Origin of the sequence: Klebsiella sp. DY2415 (assembly GCF_026314315.1) — a bacterium.
Lineage (GTDB): Bacteria > Pseudomonadota > Gammaproteobacteria > Enterobacterales > Enterobacteriaceae > Klebsiella > Klebsiella ornithinolytica.
Genome location: NZ_CP111115.1, coordinates 1,561,532 through 1,584,947, shown reverse-complemented (window position 1 = coordinate 1,584,947; position 23,416 = coordinate 1,561,532). Strand labels below are relative to the sequence as shown.

Genomic DNA, 23,416 nt, shown 5'->3' with positions numbered 1-23,416 from the left:
CCAACCCCGGTTAACTGGTCTGGCTGCCTGGCAACGCATTAACCCAGTCACGTAATGCCCGGCGGGAGATTTTAATCCCGCCGGTTTTCAGCGACTCAGGTAACGTCACCCAGCGTACCGGCTGCTGAAAACGTGCCAGCTTATCCTGTGCCCAGGCCGCCAGCGCGGCGACATCGCACTGCGCATCGCACTCCACCACCGCCACCGGACGCTGGCCAAACTCCGCATCGTCTAACGGCACGATAAACGCCTGCTGAATCTGCGGATGAGCCAGGAGTACTCTTTCCACCTCTTCAGGCTGAATCCCTTCCCCTCCGCTGAAAAAGAGGTTATCCATCCGCCCAAGCAGAGTCAGTTTGCCCTCCCTGATCTCGCCGCGATCGCGCGTGGCAAACCAGCCCTGTTCGTTGACCAGCGGCTGCACCCCGCCATCGCGCCAGTAGCCAGCGGCCATGCTGTCGGCCCGCAGCCAGACTTCGCCGGCAACAATTTTCAGCGCGCGCCCCGGCAGCGGCTGGCCGACGTCCGGCGCGCCATCCGCCTCTTTACCACAAACCGTCGAGGCGAACTCCGTCAGGCCATAGCCACACCAGCAGCGAATGCCCCGGGCGCGCGCCTGTTCGGTCAGCGCGACGGGAATCGCCGCGCCGCCCAGCAGCACCGCCTTCAACGACACATCAGCCTCGCTATTGAGCAATCGCCAGAGCTGAGTGGGCACCAGCGAGGCATGCGTACAGCCTCGCAGCGCCTGTTCCAGCGGTTGTCTTTCTCCTACCGTCAGGCGAGCCCCCGCCAGCAGCCAGCGCCAGAGAATGCCCTGGCCGGAAACATGAAACAGCGGCAGCGACAGCAGCCAGTCGTCATCCGACGCCAGCGGAATCATCGCCAGCACGCCTTCAGCGCTGGCAAGATGCGCCCGACAGCTGTGCACGGCGGCCTTCGGCAGCCCCGTAGAACCGGAGGTGAGCGTCATCGACGCCAGACGTTCTTCGCGCCAGGGCAACGTCGAATCCCCCGCCGCCCGTTGCAGCGTCAGCGGCGTAAAGTCGAGGGCGAGCGGATCGCCGTTCAGCACCAGCGCATAACGCAGATCGAGGGAGGGTAACAATGCCGCCAGCAGCGAAGGCGGTAGCTGAGGATTCAGAGGAAGCACCCGGGCGCCGCACTGAAGCAGCGCCAGCCATGCCAGCAATGCCGACGGCTGGTTATAGGCCCGCAGCAGCACGCCCTCCCCTTCGTTGACCCCTTGAGCGCGGAATCCCGCGGCCAGCGCCTTAACCTCAGCGCACAGCTGCCGCCAGCTCAGGATAACGTCGTTCAGACGTACCGCCGGCGCATCGCCACGCAGCCGGCACCAGTGGCGCCATGGCCAGTCGCTAAAGGTCACAGCAGCGGCTCCAGCTCATCACGACTCAGGCAGGGTAACGGGCTGTCAGGCCAGGGGCGAATCAGCTGCGCGCGCATCAATGCCAGCGTATCCAGGCCGGGAAGGGTCTGCGGCGTCAGCCAGGCGGCAATCCGCGCCAGCTGCGTCAGTCCAAGGCTTGATTCGATCGATGAGCTGATCACCGCCGTCAGCCCCAGCGCATGAGCCGTGGCAACCTGCTCCCGCACTTTACGCAGGCTACCGGTGAGCGTCGGCTTGATCACCAGCGCACGCAAACCCGGCTCTGCCTGAAAACGAAAATCCGCCTCACGCAGGCTTTCATCCCAGGCAATCGCGATGCCGGTTTCCCGGGCAAAAGCCCGTGAGTCGTCGCGGGTTTTACACGGTTCTTCAAGGAAGGCAATACGGTCGCGGTACTGCGGGTGGACATATTTCGCAAACTGCTGCGCTTTGAGCGGCGTCCAGGCGCGGTTGGCGTCCAGACGTAGCTGCAGGTCGGGAATCGCTTCCAGCAGCAGGTTAACCACCATGCCGTCACGCACCGCTTCATACAGCCCGATTTTGACCTTCGCGACCTTTTCACCGGGCAGTGCCGCCAGCCTGGCAAACAGTTCGTCCGGGTCGCCGGTGCACAGCGGCACCGCGCGATACTCCGCCTCCAGCGGCAGTTCATCGTTCAGCTCCGCCAGCGCACAGCTGACGCCGAAGGCCACGGAAGGCAGAGACGGCTCGGGCGGGTTCTCGCCCTGCCGCCAGGCAAGCGACCACGCCACCAGCGCGGACTGCGCCTCCTCCAGCGTTTCCACGCTAAAGCCCGGCAGAGGCGCAATTTCACCCCATCCCTGACGTTCACCGTCCTGTAGGTGGATGAACAGCCCATCGCGAGTTTTTAACCGCCGTTCACGCAGTACCACGCCCGCGTCCATCGGTACCTGCCAGCGGTAAACCTGCGCCTGACGCATTATGGATTCCGTTTAAATTTGCTGAAGTCCGGCTGACGTTTCTGGTTGAACGCGTTACGCCCTTCCTGCCCCTCTTCGGTCATGTAGAACAGCATGGTGGCGTTCCCCGCCAGCTCCTGCAGCCCCGCCTGACCATCGCAATCGGCATTCAGCGCCGCCTTCAGGCAGCGCAGCGCCATCGGACTGTTTTGCAGCATTTCGCGACACCAGCGTACGGTCTCTTTTTCCAGATCCGCCAGCGGGACGACGGTGTTGACCAGCCCCATGTCCAGCGCCTGCTGCGCATCGTACTGACGGCACAGGAACCAGATTTCGCGCGCTTTTTTCTGGCCGACGATCCGCGCCATGTAGGATGCGCCCCAGCCGCCGTCAAATGAGCCGACTTTCGGACCGGTCTGACCGAAGATGGCATTTTCTGCGGCAATCGTCAGATCGCACATCATATGCAGAACGTGACCGCCGCCGATGGAATATCCCGCCACCATCGCCACAATCGGCTTCGGACAGGTGCGGATCTGGCGCTGAAAATCGAGCACGTTCAGGTGGTGAACGCCGGAATCATCCTGGTAGCCGCCGTAATCGCCGCGGACCTTCTGGTCGCCGCCGGCGCAGAATGCTTTGTCGCCTTCGCCGGTAAGGATAATGACGCCGATATTATCGTCATATCGGGCATCGGACAGCGCCTGAATCATCTCTTTCACGGTCAGCGGGCGGAACGCATTGCGCACCTGCGGACGGTTAATGGTGATTTTAGCAATCCCGTCCGTCGACTTCTGGTAACGAATGTCGGTATAGCCTTCGGAGCAATCGTGCCATTCCACAGGGGCGTAGAGCATTGCTTCATCAAGAGAGATCATAGAATGTCCTTTGGTTAACTCGCTAAAAACTGGGCCAGACATGACACCACCGCCGCGGGATTTTCCCGATGCGCGTTATGCCCGGCATGATGAATAATATGTGTCGTGGCGGCGACGTCGCGCGCAATGGCGCGAAACTTCGCATCGCGCTCGCCGCAAAGATAATGAAAAGGGTAGCGCCGGGCGCGGAGTTGCGCACGCAGGTCGGGCTGTACGGCAAGGGAAGTTGCCTCCAGCATCGCGGCAAGACTGGTGCCGCAGTTGTGGCTGCGCAGCGCCACAAGCGCTTCCCGCTGCGCCGTACTTAAGCCGGCGAAAACCGGCTGCTGGTACCAGTCGGCAAAAACCTGCGCCAGCGGCTCGCGACGAAAACGCTCCGCCCAGGCGGCATCGCTACAAGCACGCTGGCGGCGTTGGTGCGCATCCTGGAGACCGGGATGGCCGCCCTCTACGACCAGCCCGCACAGCCCGCGCCGCGGCTGGCTGGCAAAAAACATCGCAATACGCCCGCCCAGCGAATAGCCAATCAGCCAGTAGTCCCGAACATGATAGTGCGCCAGCGTTTTCTCCAGCCGCAGGCTAACCTCGGCGAAACCACCAACCCTGACCTCGCGCGAACCACCGTGACCCGGCAGATCGATATACAGCTGCGGATAAGCGCTGAACGCGGCGCCTACCGTTTGCCACTCCCGGCTGTCGCCGGAAAAACCGTGTAAAAAGACCAGCCAGGGATAGCCCGACTGCCCCTTTTCGCACCGGGCGTGCAGACTCATAACCGGCTGACCTGCGCCAGCAGCTGTTGCAGAGTATGGGTGCCTTCCGTCTCATTCACCACCAGCTCAATCAGCGTGGCGCCAGGAAGACGCCAGGCCCCGACCAGCGCCGCTTCCAGAGCCTCCCAGGTGCCCGGGCGGTGATAATGAAGACCAAACATCGCCGCCGCATGGCCGAAATTGACATCCTGCGGCATCAGATAAAACTGGCGCCGTTGATCCTGCGGCGTCGGCAGCAAAGAGAAGATCTGCCCGCCGTTGTTGTTGACCACGATCAGCACCAGCGGCGCAGAGGCCTGACGCAGCAACGCCAGCGAGTTCAGATCGTAGAGCGCGGAGAGATCGCCGACGATCGCCAGAGTCGGGCGGGCGCTGGCGCGCTGAACCCCTGCCGCCGTCGCCAGCAGACCATCAATACCGCTGGCGCCGCGGTTGCTATAAACCGGGTATCCCGCCGGAAGCTGCGCCAGGGCATCAATCAACCGAACCACCAGGCTGTTACCGACAAACAGCTGCCCCTGATCCGGAAGATAGCGGTGGATTCGGTGAGCCAGCTGGGCTTCGCCAAATGCCTCGCTGCGGTCGGCCGCCGCCTGCCAGGCCTGCCGCGACAGCACAGGGATCGTCGTCGCCCACGGCTGGCGGCTTTCCGCCGGATGCAGATCCAGCCACTGTCCCACCGGGCAGACCAGCCGACGACCGCGGTGATGAGCCGGGTCGAGGCGGCCGGGGAGATTATCCACGACCCAGTACTCTTCCGGTTCACAGGTGGCCTGCCACTGCAGTACGCGTTTACCGGTGAGGCTGCTGCCCAGCTGCACAACGATTTGCGCCTGCTGCAGTTCGCTCACCGCTTTGCCGTTCGCCAGCCACAGGTCGGCGCACGGCAGCGGCTGCCCGGTCTGGGAAAGGACGTCACCAATCAGCGGCCAGCCGAGCGTTTTTGCCCACTCGGCGACTTTTTTACCTTCGGCGGCGCTCATGCGGCCCGCGACGACCACGCCCCGCTTTTGCCGCCAGAAAAACCAGTCGCGCTGCTTTTCGCTTTCCAGGTGCAGGGACTGACGCAGCCAGGGTTTATCGCTTTGCCACCACGCGCCGAGCTGCTGCTGCCACTCCACGCCGGTGTCATCCATCTCGCCGTACAGCGGCTCGGCGAACGGACAGTTAATATGGATACCGCCGGAATGCAGGGCGCCCAGCGCCTGGTCAATCGTCGACACCAGCCAGCGCGCGGGCACATCCTGCGACGGACGCGGCAACGACAGCGTCTGCGAGGGATGAGAAGCAAACATGCCCGGCTGGCGGATCGCCTGGTTCGCACCGCAGTCAATCAGCTCCGGGGGACGATCGGCGGTAAGCAGTATCAGCTTTTCACCGGTCAGCCCCGCCTCAATTAAGGCCGGATAGAGGTTAGCCGTCGCCGTTCCGGACGTGACAATCACCGCCACCGGCTGCCGGCTGGCTTTTGCCAGCCCCAGCGCCAGATGGCCAAGACCGCGTTCATCGAAATGGGTATGGGGAATAAACGCGCGGTTTTCCGCCGCTGCCAGCGTAAGAGGTGTCGAGCGCGAACCCGGCGCAATACAAATATGCTGCACGCCGTGGCGAGTTAATGCTTCGAGGATCACCGCCGCCCAGCGTCGGTTAAATGCGCTTACTGACATGAAATTGTCCGGTATCAAATATTGAGGCTAAGTATAGGTAATACAAAGCAATGGAGTATTGATATGCATCGTTTATCTACGTTTTTGTCAATAACAAGGAACGCAGCCCCGCCGCCTTATTTTCTATCTCCTGCCACTCCTGCTCAGGATCGGAGCCGCTGACAATCCCGGCTCCGGCATACAGCCTGAGCGTGGCGTTTTCGACTTGCGCCGAACGCAGGGCCACGCAGAATTCGCTTTGCGCCAGCGACAGGTAGCCAGCGGAACCGGCGTACCATTCCCGGGTAAAAGGTTCATGGCGGGTAATAAATGCCAGCGCCGCCCGGCGCGGTAATCCGGCGACCGCGGCGGTCGGCTGCAGCTGATGCAGGCAGCGGGTATCGTCAGGCTGAGAGAGTTCAGCCCAGATGCAGCGGCGCAGATGCTGCACTTTACGCAGCCGCACCACCTGCGGCGGCAGGACATCCAGCGAACGGACCTCATCCTGCATACGCTGGCAGATATCCTCCACCACCAGCATATTCTCGCGCTGATTTTTATCATCTTTCATCAGCCAGTCGGCCAACAATTGCGCCTGGCGATCGTCAGGATGGCTGGCAACGGTCCCGGCCAGTGCTTCGGTGCGCAGCAGCGTCCCGCGCCGGCGCCAAAGCCGCTCCGGAGTTGAACCAAAGAATGTCCGCTGCGCGTTAAAGGCCATCATGAAATGAAAACAGCGGTGATTACTGCGCCGGCTGGCGGCCACGATGGCCAGCGGATCCGGCGGCGCCGCAAACTGAACATCCGTGGCCCGCGCCAGCACCACTTTATCCATCTCCCCTGCGGCAATCGCCTGAGTTGCCTGTTCAATCAGCGCATGCCATTGCGGATAGTCCGGGGAGTGTTGTTCGCTGAGCACCGGCGGCAGAGCGGCGGGCTGCGCCTGGTCAGGCGTTAGCGCCTGAAGAAACGCCCGGGCCGCAATGGCATCTTCGCGCAGTGACGTCTCGCTATTCAGCAGCAGACGCAGAGTGGCTTTTCCCCCGACCCGACGCCACTCCAGCCGCGGCAGAAAGAGCCTCCCTTCCTGCGGATTAAACGCATTCAGGCCACAAATACGTAAATCAGCCAACCCCTGACGCTGCAAGAAGTCGTGAGCCCCGGCCAAAGACGGGAAGGTTTTAACCGCGCCAAGCGCGGCAAGCTCTTCATCGCCATTGCGCTGCAGCCAGTAAAACTGTGGCCACTGCGCTTGATGACCGCACCACAGAAGAGGGTCAAAAGCGTCATGAAGAGGGAAAGGAATATCGAAAATTCGCGTACCGGACGACGGCGGAAAATCGTCAGACAGGCAGTCACGTAAGCGTTCCAGCGCAGTGGAAACAGACAGCACGCAAACCTCCAGAGAATAAAAACCACAGATTATACGGGGTACTGGCGTGAAATTGCAGTACCCATAATGAGGGAGCGGACTTTCCGCAGGTGGCTGCCGCCAGCCGGAGCAGGCTGAGGGGAAAAAGTATTGAGCCTTTACGCGGTTACGCTAACGGCGCTTAACCGGTGACCGCCTCGCGGGCCATACCGATATGCGCAATCCCGTCCTCATCGTAAATGTCGGTCACCGGCTGAAAACCGAAGCTGGCGTAAAAACGCTGCAGATGCGCCTGGGCGCCGAGATAAATGGCCTTGTGCGGCCAGTGACGACGACAGCTGGCCAGCGCTCGCTCCATCAGCTGATAACCCAGCTTTTCGCCGCGCACCGCCGGGCTGACAATGACCCGTCCAATCACCACCGGCTCAATATCATCGTCGCTTTTCAAAATGCGCGCGTAGGCCACCAGTTCATCCCCTCGCCAGCCGAGCAGATGGCGGTTTTCACCGATCAGGTCATCACCGTCAACATCCTGATAGGGGCAGGTTTGTTCGACGACAAATACCGCGCAACGCAGCTGTAGCAAAGCGTACAGCTGCGGGACGGTCAGCTCTGCGTGGTGAAGATCCTGCCATGTAATCATTGACTGCTCCTGTATACTTGAGTTTTTTCACCCACGCCCTGAGGACACTGGACGATGGAATTGACATTTTTGGGGACATCCGCAGGCGTGCCGACCCGTACACGTAATATGACGTCTATCGTGCTGAATTTGCAACAGCCGACGGCAGCGGAGATGTGGTTGTTCGACTGCGGAGAAGGTACCCAGCATCAGTTTTTACATACCCCGTACCACCCAGGAAAACTGAATAAGATTTTTATTACCCACCTCCACGGCGATCATCTATTCGGCCTTCCCGGCCTGCTGTGCAGCCGCTCCATGCAGGGCAACTCGCTGCCGCTGACGCTGTACGGCCCGACGGGACTCAGGGAGTTTGTTGAAACCGCGCTGCGCTTAAGCGGCTCATGGACCGATTATCCGCTCACCATAGTGGAAGTGGGGCCCGGCCTGGTCTTTGATGAAGGGGGCTATCGGGTCAGCGCTTATCCGCTGAATCATCCGGTTGAATGCTACGGCTATCGTATCGAAGAGCATGCCCGCCCCGGCACTCTCGATGCTGCGCGACTGGTTGCCGACGGCGTCCGCCCGGGTCCGCTGTTTCAACGTCTGAAACAGGGGGAGACGGTGGAGCTGGAAGACGGGCGGAAGATCGATGGTCGGCACTATCTCGGCCCGGCGACGCCCGGCAAAACGCTGGCGATTTTTGGCGATACCGCCCCCTGCGAGACGGCGCTTGAGCTGGCGCGCGGCGTTGACCTGATGGTTCATGAAACGACGCTGGAGCAGGCGATGGCGGAAAAAGCCAATAGCCGCGGTCATTCGTCGAGTCAGCAGGCAGCGGCGCTGGCCCGCGATGCCGGCGTCAGCATGTTTATCGCGACCCATTTTAGTTCGCGCTATGACGCTGAAGGCTGTCTGCGCCTGCTGGCGGAGTGTCGGGACGTTTTTCCCCGGACGCTGCTGGCCGAAGACTTTATGGTGTACAGCCTGAGCTAGTCGATCTGGAGGGGAGAAAACAGCGAAAGGCGGCAAAAAAAATGCCTGCCCGTATCACAACGGGCAGGCAGAGTGACAGGACCGGTAGTGTTAACCCCGGCCCTGGCGATTACATCAGCGGTGTTGCCAGCTGCACAATGCTAATCAGCGGCTGCGGCCACACGCCAAGCACGAGGACCAGCAGCGCGGAGATCAGCACCACGATACCGCCGGCGCTGTACTGCCAGTTCGACGGCGCATCGCGATTCAGTTTATCCGGCGCGCTCAGGTACAGACTCACCGCCACGCGCAGATAGTAGTACAGACCAATCGCCGAACCGATCACCACAGCGGCAACCAGCCACCACAGGTGCGCATGTACACCGACGGCCAGCACGTAGAATTTACCGATAAAGCCCAGCGTCATCGGGATACCCGCCAGCGACAGCATCATCACCGTCATGACCGCCGACAGAATCGGACGATGCCAGAACAGGCCACGATAGGAGTACAGCGAGTCGGCATCCGGACCACGGTATGGGCTGGACATCAGGCTCACTACGCCGAACGCGCCGAGGCTGCTGAACAGATAGCCGGCCAGATAGACACCCACGGCTTCCATCGACATTTCACCGCTCTGCAGGGCAATCAGCGCCACCAGCAGATAGCCAAGATGCGAGATGGAGGAGTAGCCGAGCAGACGTTTAATATTGGTCTGACTCAGCGCCATCAGGTTACCGAAGATGATAGAGGCAAAGGCAATCAGGCCCAGCACCACGCGTACCGCTTCGCTGTTGCCCACCGGCATGTACAGGAACAGACGCATCACCACGCCGAAGATAGCAATCTTGCTGGCGGTTGCCAGGAAGGTTGATACCGGCGCCGGCGCGCCCTGGTAAACGTCCGGCGTCCACAGGTGGAACGGAACCAGAGACAGCTTAAAGCCGAGGCCGACGATCATCAGGCCCAGACCCGCCAGCAGCAGCGGTTCGTGCAGGGTGTTATCAGCCAGGCTTTTACCCAGCGCCAGGAAGGACAGGTTGCCCGAGTTCGCATAGACCAGCGCCATACCGAACAGCAGGAATGAAGAGGCTGCGGCAGACAAAATGGTGTATTTAATACTCGCTTCCAGCGAACGCTTCTGGCGGAAGGCATAACCGATAAGGCCGAACAGCGGCAGCGAAATCAATTCGATACCGAGGAACAGCGCCGCCAGATGGTTGGCGCCCGCCAGCAGAATGCCACCCAGCGCGGCGATAAGCACCAGCAGGTAGAACTCTTCTTTGTTGTCCTTGTATCCCTCAAGCCACGGGTACGCGAAGGTACAGGTGGCCAGGCTTGCCAGCAGCACCAGCCCGGTATAGAGCATGGCGTAGCCGTCAACGCGAATCAGCGGCGTCACGTCCATCGCGCCGTTCTGACCCACGAACCAGAGTGAGATCAGCGCAGCGTTCAGACCAAGAACCGACAGCGTGGCATTAAGGAAATGATTGCGTCGCCACGCAATGGAGAGCATCACAACCACCACCGTCAAGCCGACGATCAGCAGCGGTAGCAGTGCGATCAGTTGTTGTGGAGTTATTGTCATGGCGAATTACGGCCTTGTAGTAGAAACGGAATTAACAAACCACTGCTGAATGTTGCTCATCGCAGCGTGTGAGGTGTCCAGAATCGGCTGAGGGAAGAAGCCCAGCAGCACCAGCAGAACCACCAACAGCAGAACAATCGACAGTTCACGCAGAGACATTCCCCGCATCTCCTGCGCCGCGATCTCGCTCTTCGCTTTACCGAAGTACGCGCGATGCAGCATTGAGAGCGAGTAGACGGAAGCGAAGACCAGTCCAAAGGTGGAGATCACGGTAATCACCGGCACCACTTTGTAGCTGCCGAACAAAATCATGAATTCGCCGACGAAGTTACCGGTACCCGGCATCCCCAGCGTTGCCACGGCGAAGAACATCGACAGCGCCGGCAGCCACTTAATTTTGCTCCACAGACCGCCCATCAGACGCATATCGCGGGTGTGCAGGCGTTCATACAGCTGGCCGCACAGAATAAACAGGCCCGCCGCGGACAGACCGTGGGCAATCATCTGAATCACCGCCCCCTGGTACGCCAGCTGGCTGCCGGTGTAGATAGCAATCAGCACGAAGCCCATGTGGGAAACGGAGGTGTAAGCAATCAGGCGTTTGATATCGTACTGGCAGAAAGCCATCCACGCGCCGTAGAAGATACCGATAACGCCCAGCCACATGGCGATGGGAGCAAACTCGGCGGAGGCATTCGGGAACAGCGGCAGCGCAAAACGCAGCAGACCGTAGGCCGCCGTTTTCAGCAAAATACCGGCGAGGTCAACGGAACCAGCGGTCGGTGCCTGAGAGTGGGCATCCGGCAGCCAGCCGTGCAGCGGAACCACCGGCATTTTCACCGCAAAGGCGATGAAGAAGCCGAGCATCAGCATGTATTCGACGCCATGGGACATCGGGGTTTTCAGCAGGTCTTCATAGTTGAAGGTCCACACGCCGGTCGCGTTAAAGTGAACGAAGGCCAGCGCCAGGATGGCAATCAGCATCACCAGGCCGCTCGCCTGGGTATAGATGAAGAACTTGGTTGCCGCCGTGATACGCGTTTTACCGTCGGAAGCCTTATGGCCCCACAGCGCGATCAGGAAGTACATCGGCACCAGCATCATTTCCCAGAAGAAGAAGAACAGGAACATGTCGATGGCAAGGAACACGCCGATAACGCCGCCCAGGATCCACATCAGGTTGAGGTGGAAGAAGCCCTGGTATTTTTCGATTTCGCGCCACGAACAGAGCACGGCCAGCACGCCGAGCAGACCGGTCAGCACCACCATCAGCAGCGACAGACCGTCGATAGCCAGATGAATGCTAATACCGAAGCGTGGGATCCACGGCATCACGAATTCTGACTGCCACTGCGGAATACCCGCGGATTGCGTCAGCGAATAACCGCCCTGTAGCCACAGCTGCAGGGAGAGCACCAGCGTCAGTCCCATGGTAATCAGCGCAATCCAGCGCGGCATCTTCACGCCAAAGCGTTCAGTCTGCCAGCACAGAAACCCGCCGATAAAGGGGATGAGTATTAACCAGGGTAATAACATAGCTGAGTATGTCCCTTATATTTACTCCTGCTCAGGCTATCTCGCTCGTCAGCCCGAATTCCGGCAGTGCTCGCACTCCTCACGTACTTTAGTACGCTGCGGTTGCTCTGCGCTGGCGGTCTCCGGTCTGACTTCGCCGATGACGCCTGTACCTCAGGAACAGATTTTCAACGAATTCTAAAATTCTTTTAGGGTTTGTCGGCCGGATAAGCAGGCAATCGCTCACCCAGCCAACAAACTCAACGCAATACCATCAGCAACGCCAGCACGACAACCGCGCCGATGCTCATTGACGCCACATACCAGCGTAGATAACCGTTCTCGCTTAGCAGCAGGCCTTTACCTGCAAAGCGGGAGAGGATGGCCGGAATGTTCATCATGGCGTTCAGCGGATCGCTCTTCAGCAGCCAGGCGATGCCGAGGAATGGTTTCACGAACACTTTGTCGTACAACCAGTCGAAGCCCCATGCGTTGTACCACCAGGTACCCAGCAGACGGCCCGGCGCGCTGTTGGCGACAGAGGTCACCAGCGTGCGTTTACCCAGCCACAGCCAGGCGGCGATCAGAATACCGGCAATGGCGATAATCCCGGAGGCAATCTCCAGCGTCATCACACGGCCGTGCTCAAGTTCGGTTGTCTGCGGCAGTACGCCCTGCAGCGGCGGAACAATCAGCGCGCCAACGAAGGTCGACAGAATCAGCAGCACAATCAGCGGCAGGTGGTGGGTAATCCCCTTCCCTGCGTGCGCATGGATTTGCTCTTTGCCGTGGAAGACGATGAAGATCATCCGGAAGGTGTAGAGCGAGGTCATAAATGCGCCGACCAGACCCGCAACCATCAGGTTGATATGACCATTCGCCATCGCGCCGGCGAGGATTTCGTCCTTACTGAAGAAGCCTGCGGTGATGAGCGGCAGTGCGGACAGCGCCGCGCCCCCCACCAGGAAGCAGACATACACCAGCGGAATCGACTTACGCAGGCCGCCCATTTTGAAGATGTTCTGCTCGTGGTGGCAGGCCAGAATGACCGAGCCGGACGAGAGGAACAGCAGCGCTTTAAAGAACGCGTGGGTCATCAGGTGGAAAATCGCCGCATCCCATGCCTGGACGCCCAGCGCCAGGAACATGTAGCCAATCTGGCTCATAGTGGAGTAAGCGAGTACGCGTTTGATGTCCGTCTGAACCAGCGCGGCAAAGCCTGCCAGCACCAGCGTCACCGCTCCGACGATACCGACCAGATGGAGAATTTCCGGGGTCATCAGGAACAGGCCATGGGTACGGGCAATCAGGTAAACGCCCGCGGTAACCATGGTGGCGGCGTGGATCAGGGCAGAAACCGGCGTCGGGCCGGCCATAGCGTCCGCAAGCCAGGTCTGCAACGGCAGCTGTGCCGATTTACCGACCGCACCGCCCAGCAGCATCAGGGTTGCCCACCACAACATATTATTGCCGGCTTCAAAGTGCGCAGGCGCCAGTTCGACCATTTCGCGGAAGTTCAGGGTGCCCAGCTCGTTGTAGAGAATGAACAGTGCGAACGCGAGGAAGACGTCACCGACACGGGTCACCACGAAGGCTTTCATTGCGGCGGCACCGTTCTTCGGATCGGTATAGTAGAAACCGATCAGCAGATAGGAGCACAGGCCCACGCCTTCCCAGCCGAGGTACATCAGCAGCAGGTTATCGGCCAGTACCAGCACCACCATGCTCGCGATAAACAGGTTGGTGTAGGCGAAAAAGCGGGAGTATCCCTCTTCCCCGCGCATATACCAGGAGGCGAACATGTGGATCAGGAAGCCAACGCCGGTCACCACGGAAAGCATGGTCAGCGAGAGACCGTCCAGCACCAGGTTAAAACCGATGTTGAAATCACCCACCGACATCCAGGTCCACAGCGGTACGCTGACCGCCTGTTTGCCGTTAGCGAAGAAGTCGACGCCGACAAACGCGGTCACCAGCGCCGCCAGGCCGACTGACCCCATTCCCACGGTGGCGGAGAGGTTTTCCGACCAGCGGCCACGGGAGAACGAGAGCAGAACAAAGCCAATCAATGGCAGAAGAATGGTTAAGGCAAGCATGTTCATCCACGCAACTCACTTACTGAATCGATGTTCAGGTTCTGGCGGCGACGATGGAGCTGCAGCAACAGCGCCAGGCCGATACTCGCTTCCGCAGCCGCAAGGCTGATGGCGAGGATATACATTATCTGACCGTCGGTCTGACCCCAGTAGCTGCCTGCCACCACGAAAGCCAGCGCCGCGGCGTTGATCATGATTTCCAGGCTAATCAGCATAAACAACAGATTGCGGCGGATAACCAGACCCGTCAGGCCGAGCACAAACAGGATCGCGGCGAGGATCAGCCCATGTGTTAAGGGAATCATGCGTGTTCCTCCGTTTTTCTTTTGTCGCTATCGCCCTGACGGTTGCTCAGCACTTCACCGGCGCGCTCTTCGCGGCCAATGTGGAAGGCAACAACCAGACCGGCCAGCAGCAGCATGGAGGCCAGCTCCACCGCCAGTACATACGGCCCAAACAGCGTAATACCGACCTCTTTCGCGCTTATCGCGTTGCCTTCAATGCCCTGATCGTTAAGACCGAGGATGGCATACACGATAACCACCAGCAGTACCGCGGACAGGATAGCCGGGCCAATCCAGATCCCCGGCTGCAGCCACTTGCGCTCCTGCTCGATTTCGCTGCCGCCCAGGTTGAGCATCATCACCACGAAGACGAACAGCACCATGATGGCCCCGGCGTAGACGATGATTTCCAGCGCCCCGGCGAAGTAGGCGCCCAGCGAGAAGAACACCCCAGCAATCGCCAACAGCGAAATAATCAGGTACAGCAGCGCATGCACCGGATTGGTGTGGGTGATCACCCGCAGGGTTGCGAGGATGGCGATGAGGCCACAGATATAAAAAGCGAATTCCATTGCCCTCTCCTTACGGTAACAGGCTCTTGACGTCGATAGGCTTAGCTTCGTTCTCTGCTTCGCCCTTATCTTTGCCGTCGATTGCCATACCCGCCATCCGGTAGAAGTTATATTCCGGGTATTTGCCCGGACCGGAAATCAGCAGATCCTCTTTTTCGTACACCAGATCCTGACGCTTGTATTCGCCCAGTTCGAAGTCCGGGGTCAACTGAATCGCCGTGGTCGGGCACGCTTCTTCACACAAACCGCAGAAAATGCAGCGTGAGAAGTTGATACGGAAAAACTCCGGGTACCAGCGGCCATCTTTGGTCTCTGCTTTTTGCAAAGAGATACAGCCTACCGGACACGCTACCGCACACAGGTTACAGGCAACGCAGCGCTCCTCACCGTCCGGGTCGCGCGTCAGCACGATACGGCCACGGTAGCGCGGCGGCAGATATACCGGTTCTTCCGGATACATCTGGGTCTCACGTTTGGCGAAGGCATGCATCCCGATCATCCAGATACTGCGGACCTGGGTGCCAAACCCCACCAATAATTCTTTTAAGGTCATGGTCAATTCACCCCTTATTGCGCCTGCCAGAGAATGACAGCCGCCGTTACCAACAAGTTGATCAGCGTTAACGGCAGGCATACCTTCCAGCCAAAGGACATTACCTGGTCATAGCGCGGACGCGGTAATGATGCGCGGATCAAAATGAACATCATCATGAAGAACGCGGTTTTCAGCGCGAACCAGATGAACGGAGGTAACCATGGGCCATTCCAGCCGCCGAAGAACAGCGTGACGATCAGCGCTGAAACGGTGACAATCCCGATGTATTCACCGACAAAGAACAGACCGAACTTCATGCCGGAATATTCGATGTGGTAACCATCGGCCAGTTCCTGCTCGGCTTCCGGCTGGTCAAACGGGTGACGGTGACAAACCGCAACGCCGGCGATCGCGAAAGTCACGAAGCCGAAGAACTGCGGAATCACGTTCCACAGATGCGCCTGGTTGTTGACGATATCGCTCATGTTGAACGACCCCGCCTGTGCCACCACGCCCATCAGCGACAGACCGAGGAACACTTCGTAGCTCAGGGTCTGCGCGGAGGCGCGCATTGCGCCCAGCAGCGAGTATTTGTTGTTACTCGACCAGCCGGCGAACAGCACGGCGTAAACCGCCAGACCGGCCATCATCAGGAAGAACAGGATGCCGATGTTCAGGTCGGCGACCACCCACGTCGGGCTGACCGGCACGATAGCAAAAGCCAGCAGCAGAGAGGTAAAGGCGATAACCGGCGCCAGAGTAAAGATCACGCGGTCCGTAAAGCGCGGAACCCAGTCCTCTTTAAAGAACATTTTGATCATGTCGGCGACGAGCTGCAGCGAGCCGCCCCAGCCCACACGGTTAGGTCCGTAGCGGTTCTGGAACAGCCCCAGCAGACGACGTTCGCCAAAGCTCATGAACGCGCCGCAGGTCACCACCACCAGCAGAATCACCACTGCCTTAAGGATGCTTAACAGAATGTCGATGAGATCCGGTGTTAACCAACTCATGCTTTCGCCTCCTGCAGAGTGTCAATACGTGCTCCGGTCAGTACCGGCGCAATACCCGGCATGCCCATCGGTAAACCCACCTGCCCTGCCGTCAGACCCGCAGAAATCACCAGCGGGAGGCTGAGCGTCTGACCATCAACGCGGAACGAAATCATCGCCCCCTCATTGACGCCCAGCTTCGCAGCATCGGCCGGGTTCAGCTTGATGTACGGCTGCGGCATGCGGCTCTGGAAGACCGGAGAACGCTGCGACAGTTCATCGCTGCCGAACAGATGGTAGTACGGCGCGATACGCCACTGACCTTCTTCAGCCTGGAAGCCTGCCGGCACCGCGGTAAAGTACTCAAGACCGCTGGCGGAAGCTTCGATCAGACGTACGCCCGGATCGCCATGGCGCAGTTTGCCACCCACTTCATCCTGGAACTTGTTCCACGCCTGCGGGGAGTTCCAGCCTGGAGCCCAGGCGAACGGGATTTGCGAACGCGGTGCAGACGGCTGGTTGTTCCCTTCCATCGAGAAGGCAAACATGGTGTCTTTATCCTGCGGCTGGCGGGGTTCATGCACGCTGATATTGGCGCGCATCGCCGTACGACCGCTATAACGATGCGGTTCACGAGCCAGTTTCTGCCCGCGAATGCGGAAGGTCGCGTCCGGCGCGGCATCTTTAATACCCGCCAGCTGCGGCAGCTTAGCAATGGCGGCATCAATCACATGATCCAGCTGCGTCCAGTCAACCTGACGGTTGTCGACGGTGCTGTGTAGCGAGTGCAGCCAGCGCCAGCTTTCCAGCATCACGGTATTCGCATCGTAGTAGGACGGGTCGTAGACCTGGAAGAAACGCTGCGCGCGCCCTTCGTTATTGACCACGGTTCCGTCGCTTTCGGCGAAGCTCGCCGCAGAAAGCACGAGGTGCGCTTTGTCCATAATGGCGGTGCGCTGATGGTCAACGACCATCACCAGCGGCGCTTTGGCCAGCGCGGCGTCAACGCGCGCGGCAGAAGCATGGCGATGCAGATCGTTTTCCAGCACCACAACCGCATCGGCAGCGCCGGTTTCCAGCTCGCTCAGCGCCTCTTCCAGAGAGCCGCCGCCAATCATGCCAAGGCCAACGCTGTTCACTGCCCGGGCGACCATGGTGACGCCGACGTCAATACCGCGGCCTTTCAGCGCTTTCGCGACGTTAGCCGCTGCCTGGATGATTTCAATGCTGCCGGCGTTAGTCCCGGAGACAATCAGCGGTTTCTTCGCCCCGGCCAGCGCCTGGACGATCACGTCAATTTTGCCTTTCAGATCGCTGCTCAGTCCGTCCACCGCCGGGGCGGTTTCATCCAGCGCATGGGCAATCGCAAAGCCCAGACGCGCCTGATCTTCGACCGGCGCGCGATAGGTCCACGCGGCGATATCGTCAAGACGGGTGTCATCGATATTGGTGACGAACAGCGGATGCTTCGCGCGCTGACCGATGTTGAGGATCGCGGCGATCTGCCAGTCGGCGACTTTCTGCGCCGCGGCCATTTCACGCGCTTTTCCTTTCACCGCCTGGCGTACGGCCAGGGCAACGCGGGCGCCGGTCTGGGTAATATCTTCCCCGAGTACCAGAACCGCATCGTAGGATTCAATGTCGCGCAGCGTCGGGGTATGAATACCGCCGTCACGCAGCACGGTCAGCATCATCTGCAGACGTTCCTGCTCAGCCTTCGCAATGCCGGTATAGAAGTTCTCCGCGCCCACCAGCTCACGCAACGCAAAGTTGCTTTCAATGCTGGCGCGCGGCGAGCCGATACCAATCACTTTTTTCGACTGACGCAGAATATCCGCCGCGCCCTGCATGGCCTGCTCGGCGTTAAGGGTGATCAGATCGTCGCCACGGCGCTGAACCGGCTGACGCGGGCGGTCTTTCAGGTTCACATAGCCATAGCCAAAACGGCCGCGGTCGCAGAGGAAGTAGCGGTTAACGGTACCGTTGTAACGGTTTTCGATACGGCGCAGTTCGCCATAGCGCTCGCCCGGGCTGATGTTACAGCCGATGGAACACTGCTGGCAGATGCTGGGTGCAAACTGCATATCCCATTTACGGTTATAGCGCTCGGAGTGCGTTTTATCGGTGAATACGCCGGTCGGGCAGACCTCAACCAGGTTGCCGGAAAATTCGCTTTCCAGCACGCCATCTTCCGGACGACCGAAGTAGACGTTGTCATGCGCACCGTAAACGCCCAGGTCGGTACCGTCAGCGTAATCTTTGTAGTAACGCACGCAGCGATAGCAGGCGATGCAGCGGTTCATTTCATGAGAGATGAACGGCCCCAGGTCCTGGTTACGGTGGGTACGCTTGGTGAAACGGTAGCGACGGAAGCTGTGACCGGTCATGACGGTCATATCCTGCAGGTGGCAGTTGCCCCCTTCTTCACAGACCGGGCAGTCGTGCGGGTGGTTGGTCATCAGCCACTCCACTACGCTCTCGCGGAACTGCTTCGCTTCGCCGTCGTCGATAGAGATAAAGGTGCCGTCGGATGCCGGTGTCATACAGGACATCACCAGGCGACCACGCGTGTCTTCCGCGTTTTGATATTGCTTCACCGCACACTGGCGGCAAGCACCGACGCTCCCAAGCGCCGGATGCCAGCAAAAGTATGGAATATCAAGACCAAGAGAGAGACAAGCCTCTAACAGGTTGTCCGCTCCGTTGACCTCGTATTCTTTGCCGTCTACATGAATCGTAGCCATTAGCATGCTTCCAAATTAAAAAATCGTTACCACTTTGTCGTTCAGGCCGCCGCGTTGGCGCAGGCTGAACGAGCTTGTGGAGACATTACCAGCGCGTCTTAAGCAGGTTCGGCTGAATCCCGTTGATAGCATGGGTATTACTGAACTGCTGCTTAATGCCTGCTTCGAATTCGTCGCGGAAATATTTAATGGCGCTCTGCAGCGGTTCTACCGCACCTGGCGCATGCGCACAGAAGGTTTTGCCCGGACCAAGGAACCGACACAGTTGCTCAAGTGTCTCGATATCTCCCGGCTGGCCTTCACCGCGCTCCAGAGCGCGCAGAATTTTCACGCTCCACGGCAGACCGTCGCGGCACGGCGTACACCAGCCGCAGGATTCGCGGGCAAAGAACTCTTCCAGATTGCGCACCAGCGACACCATACCAATCTCATGGTCAACGGCCATCGCCAGCGCGGTACCCAGACGGCTCCCCGCTTTACCAATACTTTCGAACTCCATCGGCAGGTCAAGATGCGCTTCGGTCAGGAAGTCGGTGCCCGCGCCGCCCGGCTGCCAGGCCTTAAACTTCAGGCCATCACGCATGCCGCCGGCATAATCTTCCAGAATTTCGCGCGCGGTGGTGCCGAACGGCAGTTCCCAGACGCCCGGATTTTTCACCCGGCCAGAGAAGCCCATCAGCTTGGTACCGGCATCTTTGCTGGTTGAAATGTTCTGATACCACTCAACGCCGTTGGCCAGAATCGCCGGGACGTTACACAGGGTTTCAACGTTGTTCACGCAGGTCGGTTTACCCCACACGCCGGAGCTCGCCGGGAACGGCGGCTTGGAACGCGGGTTGGCGCGACGACCTTCGAGGGAGTTAATCAACGCGGTTTCTTCGCCGCAGATATAACGCCCTGCTCCGGTGTGCACGAACAGTTCGAAATCGAAACCGGTGCCGAGAATGTTTTTGCCCAGCAGACCGGCTTCGGTCGCTTCGGCAATCGCGCGGCGTAAATGGACCGCCGCTTCAATATACTCGCCGCGCAGGAAGATGTAGCCGCGGTACGCTTTCAGCGCAAACGCGGAGATCAGCATGCCTTCCACCAGCAGGTGCGGCAGCTGCTCCATCAGCAGACGGTCTTTATAGGTGCCCGGCTCCATCTCATCGGCGTTACACAGCAGGTAACGGATGTTCATGGATTCGTCTTTCGGCATCAGGCTCCACTTCAGACCGGTGGAAAAGCCCGCGCCGCCGCGTCCTTTCAGACCGGCGTCTTTCACCTGATTGACGATCTCATCCGGCGCCAGGCCCAGCAGCGCTTTACGCGCGCCCTCGTAGCCGTTTTTGCTCTGATACTCATCCAGCCATACCGGCTGTTTATCATCGCGCAGACGCCAGGTTAAAGGATGCGTTTCGGGAGTGCGGATCACTGTCTTCATTTATACCGCTCCAACAGGTCAGGAATCGCCTCCGGCGTCAGATAACTATGAGTATCCTCATCAATCATCATCGTCGGTCCCTTGTCGCAGTTGCCCAGGCAGCAGGTCGGCAGCAGAGTAAAGCGGCCATCAAAGGTGGTTTGACCCGGTTTGATGTCGAGCTTTTTCTCGATAGCTGACTGAATGCCCTGGAAGCCAGTGATATGGCAAACCACGCTATCGCAATAGCGGATCACGTGACGGCCAACCGGCTGGCGGAAGATCTGGCTGTAGAAAGTGGCGACCCCTTCCACATCGCTTGCCGGGATACCCAGTACGTCAGCGATCGCGTAGATCGCGCCATCCGGCACCCAGCCGCGCTGTTTCTGAACGATCTTCAGCGCTTCGATGGACGCCGCACGCGGGTCTTCGTAGTGGTGCTTCTCGTGCTCAATGGCCTCACGCTCTGCCGCACTCAGCTCAAAAGCCTCGGTTTGTGGTTGTTGATTCTCGTGCATAATTAGCGGTCCACGTCTGACATAACAAAATCGATACTACCCAGATAAACGATCAGGTCGGATACCAGGCTGCCGCGAATCGCCGACGGGATCTGCTGCAGGTGCGCATAGCTCGGCGTGCGGATACGGGTACGATAGCTCATGGTGCTGCCGTCGCTGGTCAGGTAGTAACTGTTAATACCCTTCGTCGCTTCAATCATCTGGAAGGATTCGTTGGCCGGCATGACCGGGCCCCAGGAAACCTGCAGGAAGTGCGTAATCAGGGTTTCGATATGCTGCAGCGTGCGCTCTTTCGGCGGCGGCGTCGTCAGCGGGTGATCCGCTTTGAACGGGCCTTCCGGCATGTTATCGAGACACTGCTGAAGAATGCGCAGGCTCTGGCGCAGTTCTTCGACTTTCAGCATCACGCGGGTATAGCAGTCAGAGATACCGCCACCGGTTGGCACTTCAAAGTCAAAGTTTTCATAGCCAGAATATGGACGCCATTTCCGCACGTCGAAGCCAATCCCCGTTGCGCGCAGGCCCGCACCGGTCGTGCCCCACTCCAGCGCTTCTTTGGCGTTATAGGCGGCAACGCCTTTTGAACGGCCAATCAGAATGCTGTTGCGCAGCGCGGCTTTCTCGTAAGAATCCAGACGCTTTGGCATCCACTCAAGGAACTCGCGCAGCAGGCGATCCCAGCCGCGCGGCAGGTCGTGCGCGACGCCGCCGATGCGGAACCACGCCGGGTGCATACGGAAACCGGTAATGGCTTCCACCAGATCGTAGATCTTCTGACGGTCGGTAAAGGCAAAGAACACCGGCGTCATCGCACCGACATCCTGAATAAAGGTCGAAATGTACAGCAGGTGGCTGTTAATGCGGAACAGCTCGGAGAGCATCACGCGAATCACATTCACGCGATCCGGTACGGTGATCCCCGCCAGCTTTTCGACCGCCAGCACGTACGGCATCTCATTGACGCAGCCGCCGAGGTATTCGATACGGTCGGTATACGGAATGTAGCTGTGCCAGGACTGACGTTCGCCCATCTTCTCAGCGCCACGGTGGTGGTAGCCGATATCCGGTACGCAGTCGACGATCTCTTCGCCATCAAGCTGCAGAACGATACGGAAAGCACCGTGGGCAGACGGGTGGTTCGGGCCGAGGTTGAGGAACATAAAGTCCTCGTTTTCGGTTCCGCGCTTCATGCCCCACTCTTCCGGTTTGAAGGTCAGCGCTTCCATTTCCAGATCCTGCTTGGCTTTAGTCAGCTCAAACGGATCGAATTCGGTGGCGCGCGCCGGATAGTCTTTGCGCAGCGGATGGCCTTCCCAGGTCGGCGGCATCATGATGCGCGTCAGGTGCGGGTGGCCTTCGATATCAATCCCGAACATTTCCCACGTTTCGCGCTCATACCAGTTGGCGTTCGGGAACAGTTTGGTAAAAGTCGGCACGCGCAGATCGTTTTCGGACAATGCTACCTTGAGCATAATGTCACGATTGCGTTCAATGGAAATCAGGTGATAGAAAACGGAAAAATCCGCGGCGGGAAGTCCGTCACGGTGGGTGCGCAGACGTTCGTCCATCCCGTGCAGATCGAACAGCATAACGTAAGGTTTCGGCAATTTCTTCAGGAAATCACCCACCTCCAGTAGCTGTTCGCGCTTGACCCAGACCACCGGAACGCCGGTGCGGGTAGGTTGAACGGTAAAGGCATCCGGCCCAAAACGATTGCGCAGTTCGCCGATCACCGGGTCATCAAGGTGATCGCGGGTTTGCCAGGCTGGTGCGGCGTCATGCGCATGTAAATCGGTCATATTGTTCACCATTGCAAAAGGTCCGTGGTGACTGCCGGGCGAGGCTTCGCGCTGTTGTAGATTGATTTGCGAAGTGTTATTCCGCCGCCCGCAGGCGCAAGTTAAATCTCGTCCGGTGTCCGCAGATTGGTCACTGCAATGCGTTCACCACGTTTACGCTCGCGTTCCGACTGCATGTTGGCGCGGTACACGCCCTGATCGCCAACCACCCACGAGAGCGGGCGACGTTCTTTACCAATGGACTCCTGCAGCAGCATCAGCGCCTGCATATAAGCTTCCGGACGCGGCGGACAGCCCGGGATGTAAACATCAACCGGAATAAACTTGTCCACGCCCTGGACGACAGAATAAATATCGTACATCCCGCCGGAGTTGGCACAGGCGCCCATGGAGATAACCCACTTAGGCTCCAGCATCTGGTCATACAGACGCTGAATGACCGGCGCCATTTTGGTGAAGCAGGTGCCGGCGACAACCATCAGGTCCGCCTGACGAGGAGAAGCACGCAGTACCTCGGCGCCAAAACGCGCAACGTCATGCACCGCAGTGAATGACGTTACCATTTCAACGTAGCAGCATGACAGGCCGAAGTTGTAGGGCCAGATTGAGTTCTTGCGGCCCCAGTTCACCATGTCATGCAGCGCATGTTCGAGTTTCCCCATATACACGCTTTTATTGACTTCTTGCTCCAGGGGGTCGGTTACGATCTCCTGTTTCTGCAGGGGGTAACGGTCGTTCTCACCGTTAGGATCTATGCGGGTGAGCGTATAATCCATCTTA

Annotated in this window: 20 protein-coding genes; 1 reads left to right on the top strand and 19 read right to left on the bottom strand. The window is 59.2% G+C overall.

Features of this window, described 5'->3' with window-relative positions:
- Positions 1-10: 10 nt before the first annotated feature.
- From menE to OQV00_RS07485, 7 genes are all read right to left on the bottom strand, one after another.
- The gene (gene menE / locus OQV00_RS07515; protein ID WP_266280100.1) at positions 11-1,387 is read right to left on the bottom strand and encodes an o-succinylbenzoate--CoA ligase; all 1,377 of its coding nucleotides are present in this window, start codon (positions 1,385-1,387) and stop codon (positions 11-13) included.
- On the bottom strand, positions 1,384-2,349 hold the full coding sequence (gene menC, locus OQV00_RS07510; RefSeq protein WP_048756673.1) for an o-succinylbenzoate synthase: 966 nt from the start codon (positions 2,347-2,349) through the stop codon (positions 1,384-1,386). Before menC ends, menE begins: the two co-directional genes overlap by 4 nt.
- Positions 2,349-3,206 carry a 1,4-dihydroxy-2-naphthoyl-CoA synthase gene (gene menB / locus OQV00_RS07505; protein WP_032686654.1) on the bottom strand — a complete coding sequence of 286 codons (858 nt, stop codon included), beginning with the start codon at positions 3,204-3,206 and terminating at the stop codon, positions 2,349-2,351. Before menB ends, menC begins: the two co-directional genes overlap by 1 nt.
- Before the next feature lie 14 nt (positions 3,207-3,220).
- Positions 3,221-3,979: a 2-succinyl-6-hydroxy-2,4-cyclohexadiene-1-carboxylate synthase gene (gene menH / locus OQV00_RS07500; protein ID WP_048023224.1), complete on the bottom strand. Its 759-nt coding sequence runs from the start codon at positions 3,977-3,979 to the stop codon at positions 3,221-3,223.
- Entirely contained in the window at positions 3,976-5,646 is a 1,671-nt protein-coding gene (gene menD, locus OQV00_RS07495) for a 2-succinyl-5-enolpyruvyl-6-hydroxy-3-cyclohexene-1-carboxylic-acid synthase (RefSeq protein WP_064359090.1), read from the bottom strand. Before menD ends, menH begins: the two co-directional genes overlap by 4 nt.
- A 76-nt stretch (positions 5,647-5,722) precedes the next feature.
- Positions 5,723-7,018 carry an isochorismate synthase MenF gene (gene menF, locus OQV00_RS07490; protein ID WP_032717988.1) on the bottom strand — a complete coding sequence of 432 codons (1,296 nt, stop codon included), beginning with the start codon at positions 7,016-7,018 and terminating at the stop codon, positions 5,723-5,725.
- A gap of 160 nt (positions 7,019-7,178) precedes the next feature.
- The gene (locus OQV00_RS07485; protein ID WP_015583801.1) at positions 7,179-7,640 is read right to left on the bottom strand and encodes a GNAT family N-acetyltransferase; all 462 of its coding nucleotides are present in this window, start codon (positions 7,638-7,640) and stop codon (positions 7,179-7,181) included.
- Positions 7,641-7,694: 54 nt separating this feature from the next.
- Between OQV00_RS07485 and rnz the strand changes: the two genes are divergently transcribed.
- Positions 7,695-8,615 (top strand): ribonuclease Z, encoded by a 921-nt coding sequence (gene rnz, locus OQV00_RS07480; protein ID WP_015583800.1) that lies wholly within the window; start codon positions 7,695-7,697, stop codon positions 8,613-8,615.
- A gap of 109 nt (positions 8,616-8,724) precedes the next feature.
- Here the strand turns inward: rnz and nuoN are convergent, their stop codons facing one another.
- From nuoN to nuoB, 12 genes are all read right to left on the bottom strand, one after another.
- Positions 8,725-10,182: an NADH-quinone oxidoreductase subunit NuoN gene (nuoN, locus tag OQV00_RS07475; RefSeq protein ID WP_015583799.1), complete on the bottom strand. Its 1,458-nt coding sequence runs from the start codon at positions 10,180-10,182 to the stop codon at positions 8,725-8,727.
- A gap of 6 nt (positions 10,183-10,188) precedes the next feature.
- On the bottom strand, positions 10,189-11,718 hold the full coding sequence (gene nuoM / locus OQV00_RS07470) for an NADH-quinone oxidoreductase subunit M (protein WP_015583798.1): 1,530 nt from the start codon (positions 11,716-11,718) through the stop codon (positions 10,189-10,191).
- A 239-nt stretch (positions 11,719-11,957) separates the two neighbouring features.
- The gene (gene nuoL, locus OQV00_RS07465) at positions 11,958-13,799 is read right to left on the bottom strand and encodes an NADH-quinone oxidoreductase subunit L (RefSeq protein WP_015583797.1); all 1,842 of its coding nucleotides are present in this window, start codon (positions 13,797-13,799) and stop codon (positions 11,958-11,960) included.
- Positions 13,796-14,098 (bottom strand): NADH-quinone oxidoreductase subunit NuoK, encoded by a 303-nt coding sequence (nuoK, locus tag OQV00_RS07460; RefSeq protein ID WP_004865088.1) that lies wholly within the window; start codon positions 14,096-14,098, stop codon positions 13,796-13,798. Before nuoK ends, nuoL begins: the two co-directional genes overlap by 4 nt.
- Positions 14,095-14,649: an NADH-quinone oxidoreductase subunit J gene (gene nuoJ / locus OQV00_RS07455; RefSeq protein WP_015583796.1), complete on the bottom strand. Its 555-nt coding sequence runs from the start codon at positions 14,647-14,649 to the stop codon at positions 14,095-14,097. Before nuoJ ends, nuoK begins: the two co-directional genes overlap by 4 nt.
- Positions 14,650-14,659: 10 nt before the next feature.
- Entirely contained in the window at positions 14,660-15,202 is a 543-nt protein-coding gene (gene nuoI, locus OQV00_RS07450) for an NADH-quinone oxidoreductase subunit NuoI (protein ID WP_004865092.1), read from the bottom strand.
- 14 nt (positions 15,203-15,216) lie between these two features.
- Entirely contained in the window at positions 15,217-16,194 is a 978-nt protein-coding gene (gene nuoH / locus OQV00_RS07445; RefSeq protein WP_004865093.1) for an NADH-quinone oxidoreductase subunit NuoH, read from the bottom strand.
- Entirely contained in the window at positions 16,191-18,917 is a 2,727-nt protein-coding gene (gene nuoG / locus OQV00_RS07440) for an NADH-quinone oxidoreductase subunit NuoG (RefSeq protein WP_015583795.1), read from the bottom strand. Before nuoG ends, nuoH begins: the two co-directional genes overlap by 4 nt.
- Positions 18,918-19,002: 85 nt before the next feature.
- Positions 19,003-20,340 (bottom strand): NADH-quinone oxidoreductase subunit NuoF, encoded by a 1,338-nt coding sequence (gene nuoF, locus OQV00_RS07435; RefSeq protein ID WP_015583794.1) that lies wholly within the window; start codon positions 20,338-20,340, stop codon positions 19,003-19,005.
- Complete coding sequence (gene nuoE / locus OQV00_RS07430) at positions 20,337-20,837, bottom strand: NADH-quinone oxidoreductase subunit NuoE (protein ID WP_004104075.1); 501 nt, start codon at positions 20,835-20,837, stop codon at positions 20,337-20,339. Before nuoE ends, nuoF begins: the two co-directional genes overlap by 4 nt.
- A gap of 2 nt (positions 20,838-20,839) precedes the next feature.
- Positions 20,840-22,648, bottom strand: a complete 1,809-nt coding sequence (gene nuoC, locus OQV00_RS07425; protein ID WP_015583793.1) for an NADH-quinone oxidoreductase subunit C/D — start codon at positions 22,646-22,648, stop codon at positions 20,840-20,842.
- A gap of 89 nt (positions 22,649-22,737) precedes the next feature.
- Positions 22,738-23,412 carry an NADH-quinone oxidoreductase subunit NuoB gene (gene nuoB, locus OQV00_RS07420; RefSeq protein WP_002913178.1) on the bottom strand — a complete coding sequence of 225 codons (675 nt, stop codon included), beginning with the start codon at positions 23,410-23,412 and terminating at the stop codon, positions 22,738-22,740.
- Between the last annotated feature and the right edge of the window lie 4 nt (positions 23,413-23,416).